The 17,115-nt window shown below is 71.0% G+C and carries 14 protein-coding genes; 8 read left to right on the forward strand and 6 right to left on the reverse strand.

The window, feature by feature from the left end:
* Positions 1–60: 60 nt before the first annotated feature.
* Complete coding sequence (locus tag AB0J55_RS27630; RefSeq protein ID WP_364254385.1) at positions 61–648, reverse strand: TetR family transcriptional regulator; 588 nt, start codon at positions 646–648, stop codon at positions 61–63.
* A gap of 46 nt (positions 649–694) precedes the next feature.
* On the opposite strand from AB0J55_RS27630, the gene AB0J55_RS27635 reads away from it, so the two are divergent.
* The 7 genes from AB0J55_RS27635 (at position 695) to AB0J55_RS27665 (ending at position 11,665) form a co-directional block, all read left to right on the forward strand.
* Complete coding sequence (locus AB0J55_RS27635; RefSeq protein ID WP_364254388.1) at positions 695–2,161, forward strand: aldehyde dehydrogenase family protein; 1,467 nt, start codon at positions 695–697, stop codon at positions 2,159–2,161.
* A gap of 35 nt (positions 2,162–2,196) precedes the next feature.
* Positions 2,197–3,765 (forward strand): amino acid permease, encoded by a 1,569-nt coding sequence (locus AB0J55_RS27640; RefSeq protein ID WP_364254391.1) that lies wholly within the window; start codon positions 2,197–2,199, stop codon positions 3,763–3,765.
* A gap of 8 nt (positions 3,766–3,773) precedes the next feature.
* Positions 3,774–5,432, forward strand: a complete 1,659-nt coding sequence (gene betA / locus AB0J55_RS27645; RefSeq protein WP_364254394.1) for a choline dehydrogenase — start codon at positions 3,774–3,776, stop codon at positions 5,430–5,432.
* A gap of 180 nt (positions 5,433–5,612) precedes the next feature.
* Positions 5,613–5,933, forward strand: a complete 321-nt coding sequence (locus tag AB0J55_RS27650; protein WP_364254397.1) for a bifunctional 3-phenylpropionate/cinnamic acid dioxygenase ferredoxin subunit — start codon at positions 5,613–5,615, stop codon at positions 5,931–5,933.
* Positions 5,930–7,063 carry an FAD-dependent oxidoreductase gene (locus AB0J55_RS27655; protein WP_364254400.1) on the forward strand — a complete coding sequence of 378 codons (1,134 nt, stop codon included), beginning with the start codon at positions 5,930–5,932 and terminating at the stop codon, positions 7,061–7,063. The genes AB0J55_RS27650 and AB0J55_RS27655 overlap by 4 nt, the downstream gene beginning before the upstream one ends.
* A 38-nt stretch (positions 7,064–7,101) precedes the next feature.
* Complete coding sequence (locus AB0J55_RS27660; RefSeq protein ID WP_364254403.1) at positions 7,102–7,590, forward strand: putative immunity protein; 489 nt, start codon at positions 7,102–7,104, stop codon at positions 7,588–7,590.
* Between the two features lie 25 nt (positions 7,591–7,615).
* Complete coding sequence (locus AB0J55_RS27665; protein ID WP_364254406.1) at positions 7,616–11,665, forward strand: tetratricopeptide repeat protein; 4,050 nt, start codon at positions 7,616–7,618, stop codon at positions 11,663–11,665.
* Between the two features lie 2 nt (positions 11,666–11,667).
* Here the strand turns inward: AB0J55_RS27665 and AB0J55_RS27670 are convergent, their stop codons facing one another.
* The 5 genes from AB0J55_RS27670 to pdhA are packed head-to-tail and all read right to left on the reverse strand — an operon-like array spanning position 11,668 to position 16,491.
* Complete coding sequence (locus tag AB0J55_RS27670; protein WP_364254409.1) at positions 11,668–12,645, reverse strand: hypothetical protein; 978 nt, start codon at positions 12,643–12,645, stop codon at positions 11,668–11,670.
* The gene (locus AB0J55_RS27675; protein ID WP_364254412.1) at positions 12,642–13,190 is read right to left on the reverse strand and encodes a hypothetical protein; all 549 of its coding nucleotides are present in this window, start codon (positions 13,188–13,190) and stop codon (positions 12,642–12,644) included. The genes AB0J55_RS27670 and AB0J55_RS27675 overlap by 4 nt, the downstream gene beginning before the upstream one ends.
* A gap of 55 nt (positions 13,191–13,245) precedes the next feature.
* Complete coding sequence (locus AB0J55_RS27680; RefSeq protein WP_364254415.1) at positions 13,246–14,427, reverse strand: dihydrolipoamide acetyltransferase family protein; 1,182 nt, start codon at positions 14,425–14,427, stop codon at positions 13,246–13,248.
* On the reverse strand, positions 14,420–15,415 hold the full coding sequence (locus AB0J55_RS27685) for an alpha-ketoacid dehydrogenase subunit beta (RefSeq protein ID WP_364254417.1): 996 nt from the start codon (positions 15,413–15,415) through the stop codon (positions 14,420–14,422). Before AB0J55_RS27685 ends, AB0J55_RS27680 begins: the two co-directional genes overlap by 8 nt.
* The gene (gene pdhA, locus AB0J55_RS27690; protein WP_364254420.1) at positions 15,415–16,491 is read right to left on the reverse strand and encodes a pyruvate dehydrogenase (acetyl-transferring) E1 component subunit alpha; all 1,077 of its coding nucleotides are present in this window, start codon (positions 16,489–16,491) and stop codon (positions 15,415–15,417) included. Before pdhA ends, AB0J55_RS27685 begins: the two co-directional genes overlap by 1 nt.
* Positions 16,492–16,625: 134 nt before the next feature.
* Between pdhA and AB0J55_RS27695 the strand changes: the two genes are divergently transcribed.
* Positions 16,626–17,108, forward strand: coding sequence for an Lrp/AsnC family transcriptional regulator (locus tag AB0J55_RS27695; RefSeq protein WP_364254794.1), 483 nt, complete (start codon positions 16,626–16,628; stop codon positions 17,106–17,108).
* Positions 17,109–17,115: the final 7 nt, after the last annotated feature.

Here is a 17,115-nt window from a genome sequence, read left to right on the forward strand (position 1 = left end):
TGCGCAGAACGCGTCTTGTTGCTCACTCCGGAACAGAGTGACTGCCGCTCGGACCGCCTGTCAACAAGTTCGGGCCGGGGGTCCCTCGATCGCCCGGCGGAACAGCGTTTCGATCTCCTCGCGGGTGGGGCGCGGGTCGGCCAGGGCGGCCTGCATCAGGAGGCCGCAGAACAAGCCGGCCAGCAGCCGCCCGGTGAGCGGGTCGGTGCGGGAGCCGAAGAACGCGATGAGCGCTTCGTCCCAGGCCGCGCTCGCCTTGCGCAGGGCCGGCCGGTGCAGGGCCGCGACGTACAGGTCGTACTCGACGACGGTGTCCCGGTACTGCTCGTTGATGTAGCCCATCACCAGGTCGGCGAGTGCCGCGGCGAAGTCGGCGTCCGGCGGGAGCGCGGACTCCCACTCCTTCAGCGCGTGGACGTTCTTCTCGGCCGCCTCGTGCAGGGCGACCTCCAGCAGGTCGTCCAGGGTGGCGAAGTGGTAGGTCGTCGAGCCGAGCGGCACCCCCGCGGCCGCCGCGACGGCCCGGTGGGTGACCCCGTCGATCCCCCGCTGGGCGACGACCTCGATCGCCGCCTTGGCGATCCGCGCGCGCCGTTCCGGGTCGTTCGGGCCGCGGCGCCGCCCCGCGGCCGGTTCGCTGTTCGACATCGGTGTCGAGCCCCCTTGTGGACATCTGTACACGCTTCGCGTACAAATGTACGCACTCTGGACGCGAAGCAGCCACTACCGCTCCGGGAAGGGCCGCATGTTCGATGTGCTGAACCCCGCGACCGGCGAGGTCATCGCGACCCTCGCCGAGGCGGGCCGCGAAGAGGCCGACGCGGCGGTCACAGCCGCGCGGACGGCGTTCGACGACGGTCCGTGGCGCCGGACGACCGCGTCCGAGCGCAGCACACTGCTGCGGAAAACCGCCGACCTGCTGGTCCGTGACCGCGAGGAACTGGCCCGCACCGAAAGCCTCGACACCGGCAAGACGCTGGGCGAGGGCCGCATCGACATCGACGACGTGACGAACGTCTTCCGCTACTACGCCGACCTCGCCGACAAGGACGCCGGCCGCCTGGTCGACGCGGGCAGCGCCACTGTCGTCAGCCGGATCGTGCACGAACCGGTCGGCGTCTGCGCACTGATCGCGCCGTGGAACTACCCGCTGCTCCAGATGTCGTGGAAGGTCGCGCCGGCGCTGGCCGCGGGCAACACCGTGGTGCTCAAGCCCAGCGAGGTCACCCCGCTGACCACGATCAAACTGGTCGCCCTGCTCGAAGAGGCGGGCGTGCCGGACGGCGTGGTCAACCTGCTGCTCGGCGACGGCCGGGTCGGCGCGGCGATGGTCGAGCACCCGGGCGTCGACCTGGTTTCCTTCACCGGCGGCTACTCGACCGGCGAAAAGATCATGACCGCTGCCGCGAAGGGTGTCCGCCGGGTCGCCCTCGAACTCGGCGGCAAGAACCCGAACGTGATCTTCGACGACGCCGACTACGAAACCGCCCTGGACTACGCCCTGATGGCGGCGTTCGTCCATTCCGGACAGGTCTGTTCGGCGGGCGCGCGGCTGATCGTCCAAGAGGGGATCCATGACCGGTTCGTCGCGGACCTCGCCGCGCGCGCCGACCGGATCCGCGTCGGCGACCCGCTCGACCCCGCCACCGAGACGGGCGCGATCGTCTCCGCCCAGCACCTCGCCAAGGTCGAGGAGTACATCGAAAGCGCTCTCAAGGAAGGCGCCACGCTCCGGGCGGGCGGCAAGCGGCCCGAAGGACCGGAGTACGAAAACGGTTTCTTCCTGCGCCCCACCGTGTTCTCCGAGTGCACCCGGGACATGGCGATCGTCCGGGAAGAGGTCTTCGGCCCGGTCGTCACCGTGGAACGCTTCGCCGGAGAGGCCGACGCGATCGCGCTGGCCAACGACACCGAGTACGGGCTCGCCGGGGCGGTGTGGACGTCGGACGCGTCCCGCGCCCAGCGGGTCGCCGGGGCCCTGCGCCACGGCACCGTGTGGATCAACGACTACCACCCCTACCTGCCGCAGGCGGAGTGGGGTGGTTTCGGCAGATCGGGCATCGGCCGCGAACTGGGGCCGTCCGGGCTGGCCGAGTACCAGGAGAGCAAGCACATCTACCAGAACATCGATCCCGTTCCACAACGCTGGTTCAAAGGCTGAAACCCTCCCCCACCCACCACGTGAGGACGTTTGCCATGACCACTCAGGAAATACCGGCGGGCGGGGGGCCTGCTGCCGACGACAGCTCCGAACTCGAGAAGTTCGGCTACCGCCAGGAACTCGAGCGCTCGCTCGGGTCGTTCTCCAGTTTCGCCGCCGGGTTCAGCTACATCTCCATCCTCACCGGCGTGTTCCAGCTCTTCTTCTTCGGCTTCGGGTCGGGGGGCCCGGCGTTCATCTGGACCTGGCCGCTGGTCTTCCTCGGCCAGCTCTGCGTCGCTCTGTGCTTCGCCGAGCTCGCCGGGCAGTACCCGCTCGCCGGCTCGGTGTACCAGTGGGCCAAGCAGATCGCGAAACCGGCGACGTCGTGGCTGGCCGGCTGGATCATGATCATCGGCGCGATCGTCACGGCGGCGGCCGTCGCGGTCGCCTACCAGATCATCCTGCCGCAGGTTTCGACCGCGTTCCAGATCGTCGGCAGCGACGACGACGCCGGCCTGACGTCGACTCCGGGCGGCGCGCAGAACGCCATCATCCTGGCCCTGGTGCTGGTCGTGTTCGCCACGATCGTCAACATCATCGGCGTCAAGCTGATGGCGAAGATCAACAACTTCGGCGTCGCGGTGGAACTCGGCGCCAGCATCCTTCTGGTGATCGCACTGGCCATCCACATCAAACGCGGTCCCGGCCTGGTCTTCGACACCGCCGGCACCGGCGAGGGCCAGTCGTTCGGGTACCTCGGGGCGTTCCTGGTGGCGTCGCTGATGAGCGCGTACGTCTTCTACGGCTTCGACACCGCGGGCTCGCTGGCCGAGGAGACCACCCAGCCGCGGCGGCACGCGCCCCGTGCGATCCTCCGGGCGATCACGGCCGCGTTCATCGTGGGTGGGCTGATCATGCTGTTCGGGATGATGGCCGTCGGCGACCTGAGCGCCAAGGAGCTGAGCACGTCCGGGATGCCGTACCTGCTGAAGAGCACCCTCGGCGAGGGGCTCGGCGACGCGTTCCTGATCTGCTCGGCGATCGCCATCACCGTCTGCTGCCTGGCCGTGCAGACCGCGGCGATCCGGATGACGTGGGCGATGGCCCGCGACGGCCGCCTGCCGTTCAGCCGCGCGATGGCGAAGGTCTCGCCGCGGTCGAAGACGCCGGTGCTGCCCGCGTTGCTCACCGGCGGCCTCACGATCGTGGTGCTGCTGATCAACCTGGGCAACCAGCGGGCGTTCTTCATCCTGACCTCGACCGCGATCATCCTGTTCTACATCCCCTACCTGATGGTCACCGGCCCGATGCTCGTCCGGCGCCTGCGCGGCGGCTGGCCGCGGCCGGAGCACGGGCCGTACTTCAAGCTGGGTCGCTGGGGCACGCTGGTCAACCTGGTCGCGGTGGTCTACGGCGCCGGCATGACGATCAACCTGATCTGGCCGCGGGCCGAGGTCTACGGCTCCGACCACTGGTACTTCCAGTGGGGCGCGGTGATCGTCACCGCGCTGATCGTGATCATCGGTGCGATCATGCTGTACGTCCGGCGCCACACCTGGGGCTCGGCCCACACCAGCCCCGAGCACATGCCCGAGAACGCACCGGACACCCTGCCCGGCTAGGAGGCGCCATGAGTTCCGAAACCTACGACTTCGTCATCGTCGGCGGTGGCTCGGCGGGCTGCGCGCTGGCGAACCGGCTCTCGGCCGACCCGGCCAACAAAGTCCTCGTCCTCGAGGCAGGCCGGTCGGACTACAAGTGGGACGTCTTCATCCACATGCCGGCCGCGCTGACCTTCCCGATCGGGTCGAAGTTCTACGACTGGGGCTACCGCAGCGAACCGGAGCCGTACATGAACCGGCGGCGCATCTACCACGCGCGCGGCAAGGTGCTCGGCGGCTCGTCGAGCATCAACGGGATGATCTTCCAGCGCGGCAACCCGATGGACTACGAGCGCTGGGCGAGCGATCCCGGGATGTCCACTTGGGACTATGCGCACTGCCTGCCGTACTTCAACCGGATGGAGAACTGCCTGGCCGACCCGCCGGACGGCCCGTGGCGCGGCCACGACGGGCCCCTCGAACTCGAGCGGGGCCCGGCGTCGAACCCGTTGTTCGGCGCCTTCTTCGACGCCGCCGAGCAGGCGGGTTACCCGCGCACCGACGACGTCAACGGCTACCGGCAGGAGGGCTTCGCACCCTTCGACCGGAACGTCCGGAAAGGACGCCGGCTGTCGGCGGCGGGCGCGTACCTGCACCCGGTGATGGACCGGCCCAACCTCACGGTGAAGACGCACGCGTTCGTTTCGCAGGTCCTCTTCGACGGCACCCGCGCGGTCGGCGTCGAGTACGCACAGGGCCGGGGCGTGCCGGGCGAGGTGTACGGCAAGGAGATCATCCTCTGCGGCGGCGCGATCAACACCCCGCAACTGCTGCAGCTGTCCGGAGTCGGGAACGCGGCGGAACTGGAGAAGCTCGGCATCGACGTCGTCAAAGACTTGCCGGGTGTCGGCGAGAACCTGCAGGACCACCTGGAGGTGTACATCCAGTACGCCTGCAAGCAACCGGTGTCGATGCAGCCGTCGCTGGCGAAGTGGAAGCGGCCCTACATCGGCGCGCAGTGGCTGTTCCTGCGGTCCGGGCCGGCCGCCACCAACCACTTCGAGGGCGGCGGGTTCGTCCGGTCCAACGACGAGGTGAAGTACCCGAACCTGATGTTCCACTTCCTGCCGGTGGCGATCCGCTACGACGGCTCGGCACCCACGGAAGGCCACGGCTACCAGGTGCACGTCGGCCCGATGTACGCCGACACGCGCGGCTCGGTGAAGATCAGGTCCACCGACCCGCGGGAACACCCGGCGATCAAGTTCAACTACCTCTCGACCGAGACCGACCGGAAGGAGTGGGTCGAGGCGGTGCGGGTGGCACGGAAGATCCTCAACCAGCCCGCGCTGGACCCGTACAACGGCGGGGAGATCTCGCCGGGGCCGTCGGTGGAGACCGACGAAGAGATCCTCGACTGGGTCGCCAAGGACGCCGAGACGGCGTTGCACCCCTCGTGCACGACGAAGATGGGCGTGGACGACATGTCCGTCGTCGACCCGCAGAGCATGCGGGTGCACGGCACCGAGGGCCTGCGCGTGGTCGACGCGTCGGTGATGCCCTACATCACCAACGGCAACATCTACGCGCCGGTGATGATGACCGCCGAGAAGGCCGCCGACCTGATCCTCGGCAACACCCCGCTCGCCCCGATCAAGACGCCGTTCTACCGGCACGGGGAGAACTAGCCGCGACGTCGCAGCGCCCGTACCGCCATCCCCGGTACGGGCGCTGCGGCGTGCCCGGGATACCCCTTGCCGTCCAACGAAAACTACCGGGGCGTACCCCCTTGACGCGCTTCTTCGCCGAACTCACACTTGTTGCGTATCACAGTCGATGTTCCCCCATGCGCAACATTCGGAGGCGTCATGATTCGCGCGTGCACGGTGGACGAGCTGCCCCCCGGTGAGTCGGTCCGGCTTCCCGGGCCGCCCGCCATCGCGGTGTTCCACACCGAGGACGGCGAGCTGTACGCCATCGGCGACACGTGCACCCACCAGGACGCCTCCCTGGCCGACGGCTGGCTCGAAGGCTGCTTCGTCGAATGCCCGCTGCACGCGGCCCGGTTCGACCTGCGCACGGGCATGCCGACCTGCCTGCCGGCGAAGGACCCGGTGCGCACGTACGCCGTGGTCGTCGACGAAGGCGTCGTCTACGTCCAGGACGCGGCGGACGAGGACGCCGCGTGAAGCGCGTCGCGGTCGTCGGCGCGTCGCTCGCCGGGGTCCGCGCGGCGCAGGAGCTGCGCGCGCAGGGGTACGACGGCGGGATCGTGCTGATCGGCGCGGAACCGCACCTGCCCTACGACCGGCCGCCGCTGTCCAAGGGCTTCCTCGCCGGGACGGCGTCGCGCGAGTCGCTGGACCTGCTCGGCCCGGGCGACCTGGCGTCCCTGGCCCTGGACTTCCGCCTGGGTGTCGAGGCCACGGCCCTGGAACCGGCGAACCGCCGGATCCTGCTGTCGGACGGCACCTCGGTCCACGCGGACGGCGTCGTCATCGCGACCGGTGGCCGGGCGCGCACCTTGCCGGGGTTCGAGGGCGCTTTCGTGCTGCGAACTCTCGACGACGCTCTCGCTTTGCGTGCCGCTTTGGTCCCGGGAGCCCGGGTCGTCATCGTCGGGGCCGGGTTCATCGGGGCCGAGGTGGCCTCGACGTGCCGTTCGCTGGGCCTCGACGTGGTCGTCCTGGAGGCGCTCGCTGCGCCCTTGGCGCCGGTGCTGGGTCCTTCGCTGGCGGCGGTCTGCGCCCGGCTGCACCTCGACCACGGCACGGACCTGCGCTGCGGCGTCCAGGTCACCGGCCTTTCCCCGGCCGGCGTGTCCCTGGCGTCCGGTTCGGTCGTCCCGGCCGACGTGGTCGTGACGGGCGTCGGGATGACCCCGGCGACGGAGTGGCTGGCGGGGTCCGGTTTGAAGGTCGGCGACGGCGTGCACACCGACGCCGGTCTGGTCACGGCGCTGCCCCAGGTGGTGGCGGTCGGGGACGTGGCCCGGTACGGCGGACGGCGGCACGAGCACTGGACGAACGCGTCGGAGCAGGCGCCGGTGGCGGTGGCCAACCTGCTGGCCGGGCACACCGCGCGGACGTACACCCCGAGCGGCTACGTGTGGTCCGACCAGTACTCCGGCACCCTGCAGCTGGCCGGCCACCCGCGTCCGGACGACACGCTGTCCTTCGTCGACGGCGACCCTGCGTCGGCCTCGTTCGTGGCGACGTTCTCACGGGAGGGCTCGGTGGTGGCGGTCTGCGCGTGGAACAACGCCAAGCTGTTCAACCGCCTCCGGCGGCAGGCCCTGCGCCGCCCGGCCGTCGTCTGAAAGTCTCAACCGGCGTTTCAAGGATACCCTTCAGGGGCATGGAGCTGGCTCTCGACGAACTCCGGGTGCTGACGGGCTGGGCGTCCGCCTGCGCGGAGCGGGTACTGCGACTGATCCCGGACGACCCCCGCCCGGCGGCGGCGATCGCGGCGGCCCGCGAGTTCGCCTCGGGCGGCCCCCGCACGAAGGCCCTGCGCACGGCGGCGTGGAACGCCTTGGCGGCAGCGAGCGAGGCCGCTGACCCGGCAGCGTCAGCGGCGGCCCGCGCCGCGGTGGGCGCGGCGGGGGCGGCGTACTTGCACCCGTTGGCGTCACCGCACCAGGTGAAGCACATCGTCGGCCCGGCCCAGCAGGCGGCGCTGGCGTGCGAACTGGCGGGCGGTTCCGCGGAGGCGGAGCTCGAGTGGGCGCTGTCGCAGGCGCCTCCGGGGGTGCGCGAGACCTTGCGGAAGTTCCCGCCGGGCCGGCCGGGCCGGACCCGCTTGGGCGAGTTGCACCGTCACCTGGAATCGGCGCTTCGCAGCTGACGCAACGGCCGGGCACACTGTCCTGGTGACTTCGGCGGGAGGAACGGGGCCGGTGCACAACACCGTGCCGGGCTCGGCCGGCACGGTCGTGCAGGCCGGGTCGATCGGCGGTGTGCACCTGCACCCCGCGCCGGCGCCGGAACTCCCGGTCCCCCGTCAGCTCCCGGTTCTGCCCGACGGGTTCGCCGGGCGCTCCGCCCAGCTCGGCGAGCTGGACCGGCTGCTGGCCGGCGACCGCGCGGAAGCGGTGGTGATCTCGGCGATCGACGGCGCGGCGGGCATCGGGAAGACGACGCTCGCCCTGCGCTGGTCCCACCAGGCCGCCGAGCGGTTCCCGGACGGGCAGCTGTACGTCAACCTGCGGGGTTTCGAGCCGGTCGCGGCCCCCGTGGCGGCGACGGAAGCGCTGCGGGGGTTCCTCGCCGCCCTCCGGGTACCGGCGGACGCCATCCCCGCGGACGAAGAGGCCCAGTCGGCGTTGTACCGGAGCATCCTGGCCGGCCGGCGGGTCCTCGTCCTGCTGGACAACGCGCGGGACGCGGCCCAGGTCCGGCCGCTGCTGCCGGGCAGCCCGACGTGCGCGGTCCTCGTCACGAGCCGCAACCGGCTCGCCGGACTGGTCGCCCGGGACGGCGCCCACCTGGTCAACCTGGACGTGCTGCCCCCCGCCGAAGCCCGTGCCCTCCTGGCACACCGGCTGGGTGCCGGCCGGGTCGCCGCCGAACCGGACGCCATCGCGTCCCTCATCCGGTCCTGCGGCGGCTTCCCGCTGGCCTTGGCGATCGCGGCCGCCCGGGCCGCGCTGAACCCGGGCCTGCCGGTACGGGACCTGGCCGACGAGCTGGCGGACGAGGACGGCCGGCTCACCGCCCTCGACGCGGGCGAGCCCCACACGGATCTGGAGTCGGTGTTCTCCTGGTCGTACCGGTCGCTGACGCCCGACGCGGCTTCCCTGTTCCGGCGGCTGGGCACCCAGCCCGGCCCGGACGTCGGGTTCGAGGCTGCTTGCGTGCTGGCCGGGGCTGCCGCCCCCGGGACTAGGAGGCTGCTGGACGAACTCGGCCGGGCGAACCTGGTGGAGCAGTACGTGCCGGGCCGCTACCGGCTCCACGACCTGCTGCGCCTCTACGCGAAGCGGCAGGCGAACGCCGCCGATGCCGAGGCCGGGCGGAGGATGCTGAGCTGGTACCGCGAACGGGTCACCTCGGCCACATCGTGGCTCGACTCCAGCCTGGCCACCGACCGGTACTTCCGCCGCCGCTCCGACGCGCTGCGCTGGCTGGACGTGGAACGCGGCAACCTGGTCGCCGCGATCGTCGACGGCGACGAGCCGGAGCTGGCGTGCCTCCTCGCACCGTTCTTCCGGCGCCGGGGCAATTTCGAGGACTGGCAACGGACCCTGATCGCCGCCGTCACCACGGCCGACCGGGTCATGCACATCAAGGTCCGCGTCCAGCTGCACCTGGCCCAGGCCGAGGCGCACGCCGGCGACGACCTCGACTCCAGCCGCCTCGAACACCTCGTGTGGGACCTGAAGCCCCATGACCAGGTCGGCGCCTGGCGAACCCTCGCCGAAGCGCACCTCGCCGGCGGAAGAATGACACTGAGCCGGAAGGCCGCCGAAACCGCGCTCGGCATCCAGCAGCAGCTGGACGATATCCGGGCCGAAGCCTGCACAATCGTGCTGCTCGCCGAAATCCAGAGCTACCAGCTCCTCTTCGACGAAACAGCCGGCAATCTGGAGCAAGCCCGGGAACTGTGGCGGCGCCTCGGTGACTCGTGGTTCGAGGCGGACACCCTCGTCCGCCGGGCGGACGCCGATCGCAACCGCAGTCACGTGGCCGAGGCGATCAGCTGCCTCGACCAGGCGCTGGTCATCTACCGTGCGTTCGACGACCCGGTCAGCATGGCCGAAACGACCAGCCTGCGCGGCACCGTCTTCTGCCAGTTCGGGGCCGTCACCATGGCGCACGACATGCAACTCGCGGCGCACCGGATGCTGGCGGACGCGAGCGCAGCCCGCGAAGAACTGTCCGTGCTCTTCGAACTGCTTCAAGCAGCGAAAAAGACCGGCAAATTCGCCGCATGCGAGGAATATATCGCGCGAAGCACAGTGGTCGCCCGCACTCTCGGCGACCCGAAATTCGCAGTCAGCGTGTCGGTGACGCGTGGAGAATTCCACTCTTTCCGAGGGAACCACGAAGAGGCCGTCGAGATCCTTGCTGAGCAACGAGAAAATGCCCGCGGAAGACCCGTCAAGGTCGAGAGCTGGGCCCTCCAGGCACTCGGGACGGCCCATGCCGCGCAAGGTCGATTCCACGGTTCGGCCCGCTGCCTCGAGGAATGCGCCAAGCTGACGGAAAACCACAGCGATCTGCGCCGGAGCGCATTGTGGTGGCTGGTCAAGACCTACCAGGATGGCAAGCGGCACACCGATGCGCTGGCCTGCGCCCAACGCCTCTTGGCCCTTTACTTCCGGCAAGGTGATGCCGGTTCGGCCTGCTGGACCCTCAAGTACATGAGTGACGCACAGGTCGGGCTCGGCCGCTACCACGACGCTGTCCGGACACTCGAGCGCTCGCTCGCCATCCGGCGGGAACTGGGCACGGATTCGTACCGCACCGGCTGGATCCTCGTCGCCGTCGCCAACGCGCAGCAAGCGACCGGGCGGTTCGACGATGCCATCACCAGTCTCGAACGCGCGCTCCACCTGCGTGAGCAGGCAGGCACCCGGTTCGGCGCCGACCAGATCTCGGCCATGATCGCGAGCGTCCACGTCTCTCGTCGCGACTTCGCCAAGGCGCGTCCGGAGCTTGAGCGCCTTCTCGACACCACGTACGTTTTCCCGGACCCAGCCTGGGAAAGCCTGACCACCCTCGCCGAAAGTTATGCCGCACAGTATCGCCTCGAAGAGGCACGGCAGTGCTGCGACCGCGCCCTGATGATCGTGACGGAACTCGGCAACCGATCGCAGCAACTCCGCTTGCGTCAGGTAACAGCCGAAGTGAAGGTCGCCGAAGGTCGGGCCGACGAGGCTCTCGCCCTCCTTCAGGCCGATCTCGACCAGGCGACGGCCATCGGTGACTTCACCACCGCCGGGCAGGTCCGCGGCCGGCTCGTCTCCATCCTCATCGGCCTGCGCCGGTTCACCCAAGCCGAAACAGACGCGCGTCAGGGCTTCACCGTGGCTTGCTCGGTCGGCAGCGACCTCGACCGCATCCGCTTCCTGCGCCTCCTCGGCGACATCGACCACAAACGCGCCCGATACGAAGAAGCGAAGTGGTCCTACACCGCAGCCGCCACGATCTGTGCGCGCAACGGCGATCCCCAGCGGAGCGGAATCCTCGCCGCCCTGGGCAGGACCCACGCTCACGCCGGCGGTTTCCGGCACGCCGTCGCCGCCGCCCGGACGCGGCTGGAACTCGAACTCGCTGCGGGTGACCAGCGCGCAGCCGCCCTGGCCATGGCCGAGCTCGCCCGGGCGCACGCCGGAACCGGTGACCGGGCGAAAGCACTGGAGCTGCTCGACGAGAGCGTCGCCCGATCAGGACAGCTCGAAGACCCCTGGTACGCGGCGTCCAACTTCGGTGAGTGCGCCGAAGCGGCATACGAACTGGGCGACGCCGAGCGGGCCGAGCGGGCGTTCGCGGCCCAGCGAGACCTCAGCCGGCGGGTCTTCGACCTCTCCGGATACGCCGAGAGCCTCGCGAAGCAAGCCGAACACCGCCGCAGATCGGGCGACCTGGCCGGAGCGCTCGAACTCCACGAGCAGAGCCTGCGCACCCGTGAAGAACTCGGTGACCCGCCCGGGATCGCCGACCAGCTCCGCCGGCTGGGGACCACCACCGGCGAGCTGGGCCGCTACGCCGACGCAATCGCCCTCCTCCAGGACAGCGCGGCCCGGGCCAGGGAACTGAACGACATCGCCCGGCTCGCGGACGCGGAATGGGCCCTGGCCACCGTGCACCATCGGCACGGCGAAGACGAAGCCGCCAACCTCTTTCTCGACCAGGCTCGCGCGCGGTACCGGCAGCTGGGTGACGTCCGGCACGAACGGGCAGCGTTCCCCGAGTGACTTCAGAGAGCCAGTTCGTCCAAATCGGACTCCAGCCGGGCCCGCCAGGTCCACCGCCGGTCACCTGTGTCCACGTCCTCCGACGCCGGCGGCGGGCCCAGTGGCAGCGCCGGGTCCGTCACCCCGAACGTCACCCGGTACGCCAGGACCGACGCCGCTGTCCGGATCCACGTGTCGCCCGATGTTCCCGACGGTGGGGCCACTCCCAGCGCGGTGCCGAACCACATCGGCAGCAACGCGCTCGATCCCAGTGCGTCCGTGATCCGCGTCCGCAGCCGCACCTGCAGGTCGTGCCACGCCCGCTCGGCGCGCTCCAGCTGCGGGACCACCCGTGCCTCGACCGCGTCCGCCTCGCGCAGGGCCAGCCGGGCCTGGTCCGCCGCCGCGGCCGCCGCCGGGATCTCCTCGTCCAGCAGCGTCCGGCGGCGGGTCGACAACGCCCGCAACGACGATTCCGCGTCGCCGCGAGCGCGGGAAGCACGGTCCGTCGACGCCAGGACGCGGACCACCTCCAGCAGGTCGGCGTCGCACCGGGAAAGGGCCGACTGCACCGTCTCCAGGTGCGCGATCTCCTCCGCGTACCGGGCCCGCTGCTCCTTCGTCACCAGTTCCTTGTGCAGGTCGTCCCACCGCGCCGCCTCCGCCGCGAGCGCGCGCGTCTCCGGGCCGACGTCGTCGAGGTCCGCCTGCGGTACCCCGTCGGCGACGCGAACCGCGCGCTCCAGGACCCGGACCTGCTGCTGCAGCCGCTCCAGCTGCCTGCCGAGCCGGTCGAGCCGGTCGGCCTCGCCGTCCGGGCCGCCGCTCTCGAGCCGCTCGGCCAGGTCGGCGACGTCCTGGCCCAGGCGGTCGTCCGCGGCGCGCAGCCCGTCCACCGCCGCGAACAGCTCGTCGAGGTCGCGGCGCGCCGGGTCCACCGGCTCGGCGTACTCCTGCGTGAACTCCGGGTCGTCGCCGTAGGTCGCGTAGCCGTGGCTCACGGGATCCGGCTTTCCCGCCACAGCAGCGCGATCGTGCCCGCGATGCCCAGCGCCGTCAGGATCGTGCAGACCACCGTGCCGGACCACGGGATCAGCGCGAGCACCAGTACCAACGCCGTGACACTGCCCGTCCACGCCGCCCGCGTCCGCTCGCGGATGACCGCCCCGGACCGCCGGACCGGGCCGAAGCCGATCCACGACCCCGCGCCGAACAGCGGCACCAGCGCCGGCAGCCAAACCGGCGACAGCACCTCGAACAGCACCAGCGCCCCGGCGACCAGCGGCACCAGCACGGGCGCGGCCGCGAACCACACGACCGCCCGCTGCGCCGCCGCGTGCCGGGACTCGAGTTCGGCGTCGGCGAGGCGCCGCTTCGCCTCGTCGAAGGCCTGCTCGGCGTCGAGCAGCCGGTGGGCCGTCGCCACCAGGTCGTCCATCGCCTCGACGTCGCCGGGCGGGGTCGCGAGCCCGTCCCGCAGGTCCTGTTTGAGCCGGGCGACGCGCCCCTCCGCCAGGTCGCGGTCGTGCTGCGCCGGAGTCGTCACGCGACCACTTTAGGTGCGACCGCCGTCACCACCGGCCAACGCGGCCGGTGAGTCGTCAGAGGTCGCCGAGGGCGGTGACCGGTGACTCCACGCAGTCGGCGACGAACCGCAGGAACCCGCCGGCCGTGCCGCCGTCGCAGACGCGGTGGTCGAAGGCCAGCGTCAGCTCGCAGACCTTCCGGGCCGCCAGTGCGCCGTCGACCACCCACGGCCGGTCGATGATCCGGCCGATGCCGAGGATCGCCGCCTCGGGGTGGTTGATGATCGCCGCCGAGCCGTCGACGCCGAAGACGCCGTAGTTGTTCACCGTGAAGGTGCCGCCGGTGAGGTCCGCGGGCGCGAGCTTGCCCTCCCGGGCGGTGCGCGCGCGGTCGCCGATCGCCGCCGACAGCTCCCGCGTCGACAGCGCACCGGCGTCCCGCACGACCGGCACGACCAGGCCGCGGTCGGTCTGCGCGGCGAAACCCAGGTGGATTTCGTCCAGCAGCACGATCTCGTCGCCGTCGACCCGCGAGTTCAGCTCCGGGTACTTCTTCAGCCCCGCGACGGCGAACCGCGCGATCAGGCCGAGCAGGCTGACCGGCCGGTCGGACTTGGCGTTCAGGGCCGCCCGGGCGGCGACGAGCCCGGTCGCGTCGACGTCCACCCACACCGTGGCTTCGGGGATCTCGCGCCGCGAAGCCGTCAGCTTGTCGGCGACGGCCTTGCGCACCCCGGTCAGCGGGATCCGCCTGCCGCCCTCGGCGGGCTTCTTCAGCGCCGCCTCGACGTCGGCGCGGCGGATGATCCCGTCCGACCCGCTCGGGCTGACCTTCGCCAGGTCGATCCCGTTGTCCGCGGCCAGTTTCCGGACGAACGGCGAGATCACGCCCGGCTGCTTCGGCCGGGTGGGCGCGGCGGCGCTCACCGGGCGCCGGGCGCGCTTGCGCCGGGTCGTGGGCGCCGTGCCGTAGCCGATCAGGACGTTCCCGCTCCCGGACGAGGTGGTGACCCCGGGCTCGGCGAACCCGCCGACGGTCAGCAGCGGCGCGCCGACCGGCAGCAGCTGCCCCGGCTCGCCGTGCAGCGCGGACACCACCCCCGCGAACGGCACCGGCACCTCGACCGCCGCCTTCGCCGTCTCGACCTCGACGACGACCTGGTCGACGTCGACGGTGTCGCCGACCTCGACCCGCCAGTCCACGATCGCCGCCTCGGTCAGGCCTTCGCCGAGGTCCGGCAGCAGGAAGTCAGGCACCGGACACCACCGGCGTGTCGGCCCACTGCAGGCGCGCGATCGTGTCGAGGATCCGGTCGACGTCGGGCAGCTGGTGGCGCTCGAGCTTCGGCGCCGGGTACGGGATGTCGAGCCCGGTGACCCGCAGGACGGGCGCGTGGAGGTGGTGGAAGCACTGCTCGGTGACACGCGCGACGACCTCGGCGCCGTACCCGCCGAAGCCGGCGGCCTCGTGCACGACGACCGCGCGCCCGGTGCGGCGCACGGACGCCGTCACGGTTTCGTCGTCGAACGGCGACAGCGAGCGGAGGTCGACGACCTCGACGTCCCAGCCTTCGGCCGTCGCGGCTTCGGCGGTTTCCAGCGCGGTGGCGATCATCGGGCCGTACGCGATGAGCGTGACGTCCTTGCCGTGCCGCCGGACCACGGCCTGGTCCATGGCCGGGCCGCTGCGGGTGAAGCTGACTTCTTCGCTCGACCAGTAGCGGCACTTGGGTTCGAGGAAGATCACCGGGTCCGGCGACTCGATGGCGTCGCGGAGCAGGTCGTAGGCGTCCTGCGCGGTGCCCGGCGTGACGACGCGCAGGCCCGGCGTGTGCGTGTAGTACGCCTCGCTGGAGTCGCAGTGGTGCTCGACGCCGCCGATGCCGCCGGCGTACGGGATCCGGATGACCATCGGCAGTTCGAGCGCGCCGCGCGTGCGGTTGCGCAGCTTCGCCACGTGCGAGGTGATCTGCTCGAACGCCGGGTAGGCGAAGGCGTCGAACTGCATCTCGACGACCGGGCGGAACCCGCCCATGGCCATCCCGACGGCGAACCCGACGATGCCGGATTCCGCCAGCGGGGTGTCGAAGCAGCGGTCCTCGCCGAAGTCGGCGGTGATGCCGTCGGTGACGCGGAAGACGCCGCCGAGCGTGCCGACGTCCTCGCCGAAGAGCAGGACGCGGTCGTCGTCCTTGAGGGCGTCCCGCAGGGCCGCGTTGAGCGCCTGCGCCATGGTGGTCGTCATCAGGCCTCCAGTTCGGCTGCGAGGGCCGCCCGCTGCCACTGCAGCTGGCGGGTCGGCTCGGCGTAGACGTGGTCGAACAGCGACAGCGGGTCGAGCTCGGGCTCGGCGTTCAAGGTGTCGCGGACGGACTGGGCGAACACTTCGGCGTCGGCCGCGAACGCCTGGATCTCGTCGCTTCGCAGCAAGTTCTCGTTTTGGAGGAAGGTTGCGAGCCGCTTGAGCGGGTCCGCTTCGCGCCACTTCGCGACTTCTTCGGCGTCGCGGTAGCGGGTGGCGTCGTCGGCGTTGGTGTGGGCGTCGATGCGATAGGTGTGGGCCTCGACGAGAACGGGTCCGCGGCCTTCGCGCGCGTGCTTCACGGCGTCGTCGAGGACGGCCAGGACGGCGACGGCGTCGTTGCCGTCGACCTGCTCCGAGCGCATGCCGTAGCCGATGCCCTTGTACGCCAGCGCGGCCGCGGCGCTCTGCTTCTCGAAGGGCACCGAGATGGCGAAGCGGTTGTTCTGCACGAAGAACACCACGGGCGCCTTGAAGACGGCCGCGAAGTTGAGCGCTTCGTGGAAGTCGCCTTCGCTGGTGGCGCCGTCCCCGATGAGCGCGAGCGCGACGGCGTCTTCGCCGCGTCGCTGCATCGCGTGCGCCAGGCCGGCGGCGTGGAGTGTCTGCGTCGCGAGCGGAGTGCACTGCGGCGCTACGCGGGTCTCGACGGGGTTGTAGCCGCAGTGCGCGTCGCCGCGAAGGAGCGTCAGGACTTCGCCGGGCTTCAGGCCGCGGGCGACGAGGGCGACCGAGTCGCGGTAGGTCGGGAAGAGCCAGTCGCCGGCTTCGAGCGCCAGCGCGGCGGCGACCTGGCAGGCTTCCTGCCCGGCGCTGGAGGGGTAGACGGCGAGGCGGCCCTGCTTGGTGAGCGCGGTCGCCTGGACGTCGAACCGGCGGCCCAGGACCATCAGCCGGTAGGCCTCCTTGAGCCGTTCTCCGGCGGGTTCGCCGTAGGTGCCGTTCTGGTCGGCACGGCTCCCGTCCTCGGCGACGAACCGCACCGGGGTAGCGGACGGCAACAGGGTCTCTGCGGCCACGACGCGCACCACCTCTCGCAGACATATGATGTTGAAATGGTGGTTCCCGGCGGTGTTGTGTTCAAGGGTTGGCGGAAATGAGCGACAAACGGCCTGTTGTTCCGGCTCCGGCGGACCAAACGTCCAGCGGTGTCCTGGCTCACGGCGCACTGACGGGACGAACGGTCCCGGCCCTGGACGAGATCGACCGCGCGATGCTGGCGGAGCTGTCGGCGGACGGCCGCCTGGCGGTCCGCGCGCTGGCGGAGCGCCTGCACATCTCGCGGACGAACGCGTACGCGCGCCTGGAGCGGCTGCTGGCGGAGGGGGTGATCACGGGCTTCGGCGCCCGGATCGACCCACGCCGGGCGGGACTGGGGACGTCGGCGTACATCATGGTGACGGTGGAGCAGACGTCCTGGCGCACGATGGCGACGGACCTGCACGAGATCCCGTACGTGGACCACGTGGCCCTGGTGGGCGGGGATTTCGACATTTTGCTGCTGGTGAGGACGCCGGACAACTCGACGCTGCGGGATGTGGTTTTGGAGCGGCTGCAGGCGCTGGAGGGGGTGCGGTCGACGCGGACCTGGCTGATCTTCGAGGAACTGCCCGGCTCGGTGCTGAGCCGGCCCTAGGCTGGCG

This window comes from Amycolatopsis sp. NPDC049688 (assembly GCF_040674975.1).
Taxonomy (GTDB): Bacteria; Actinomycetota; Actinomycetes; order Mycobacteriales; family Pseudonocardiaceae; genus Amycolatopsis.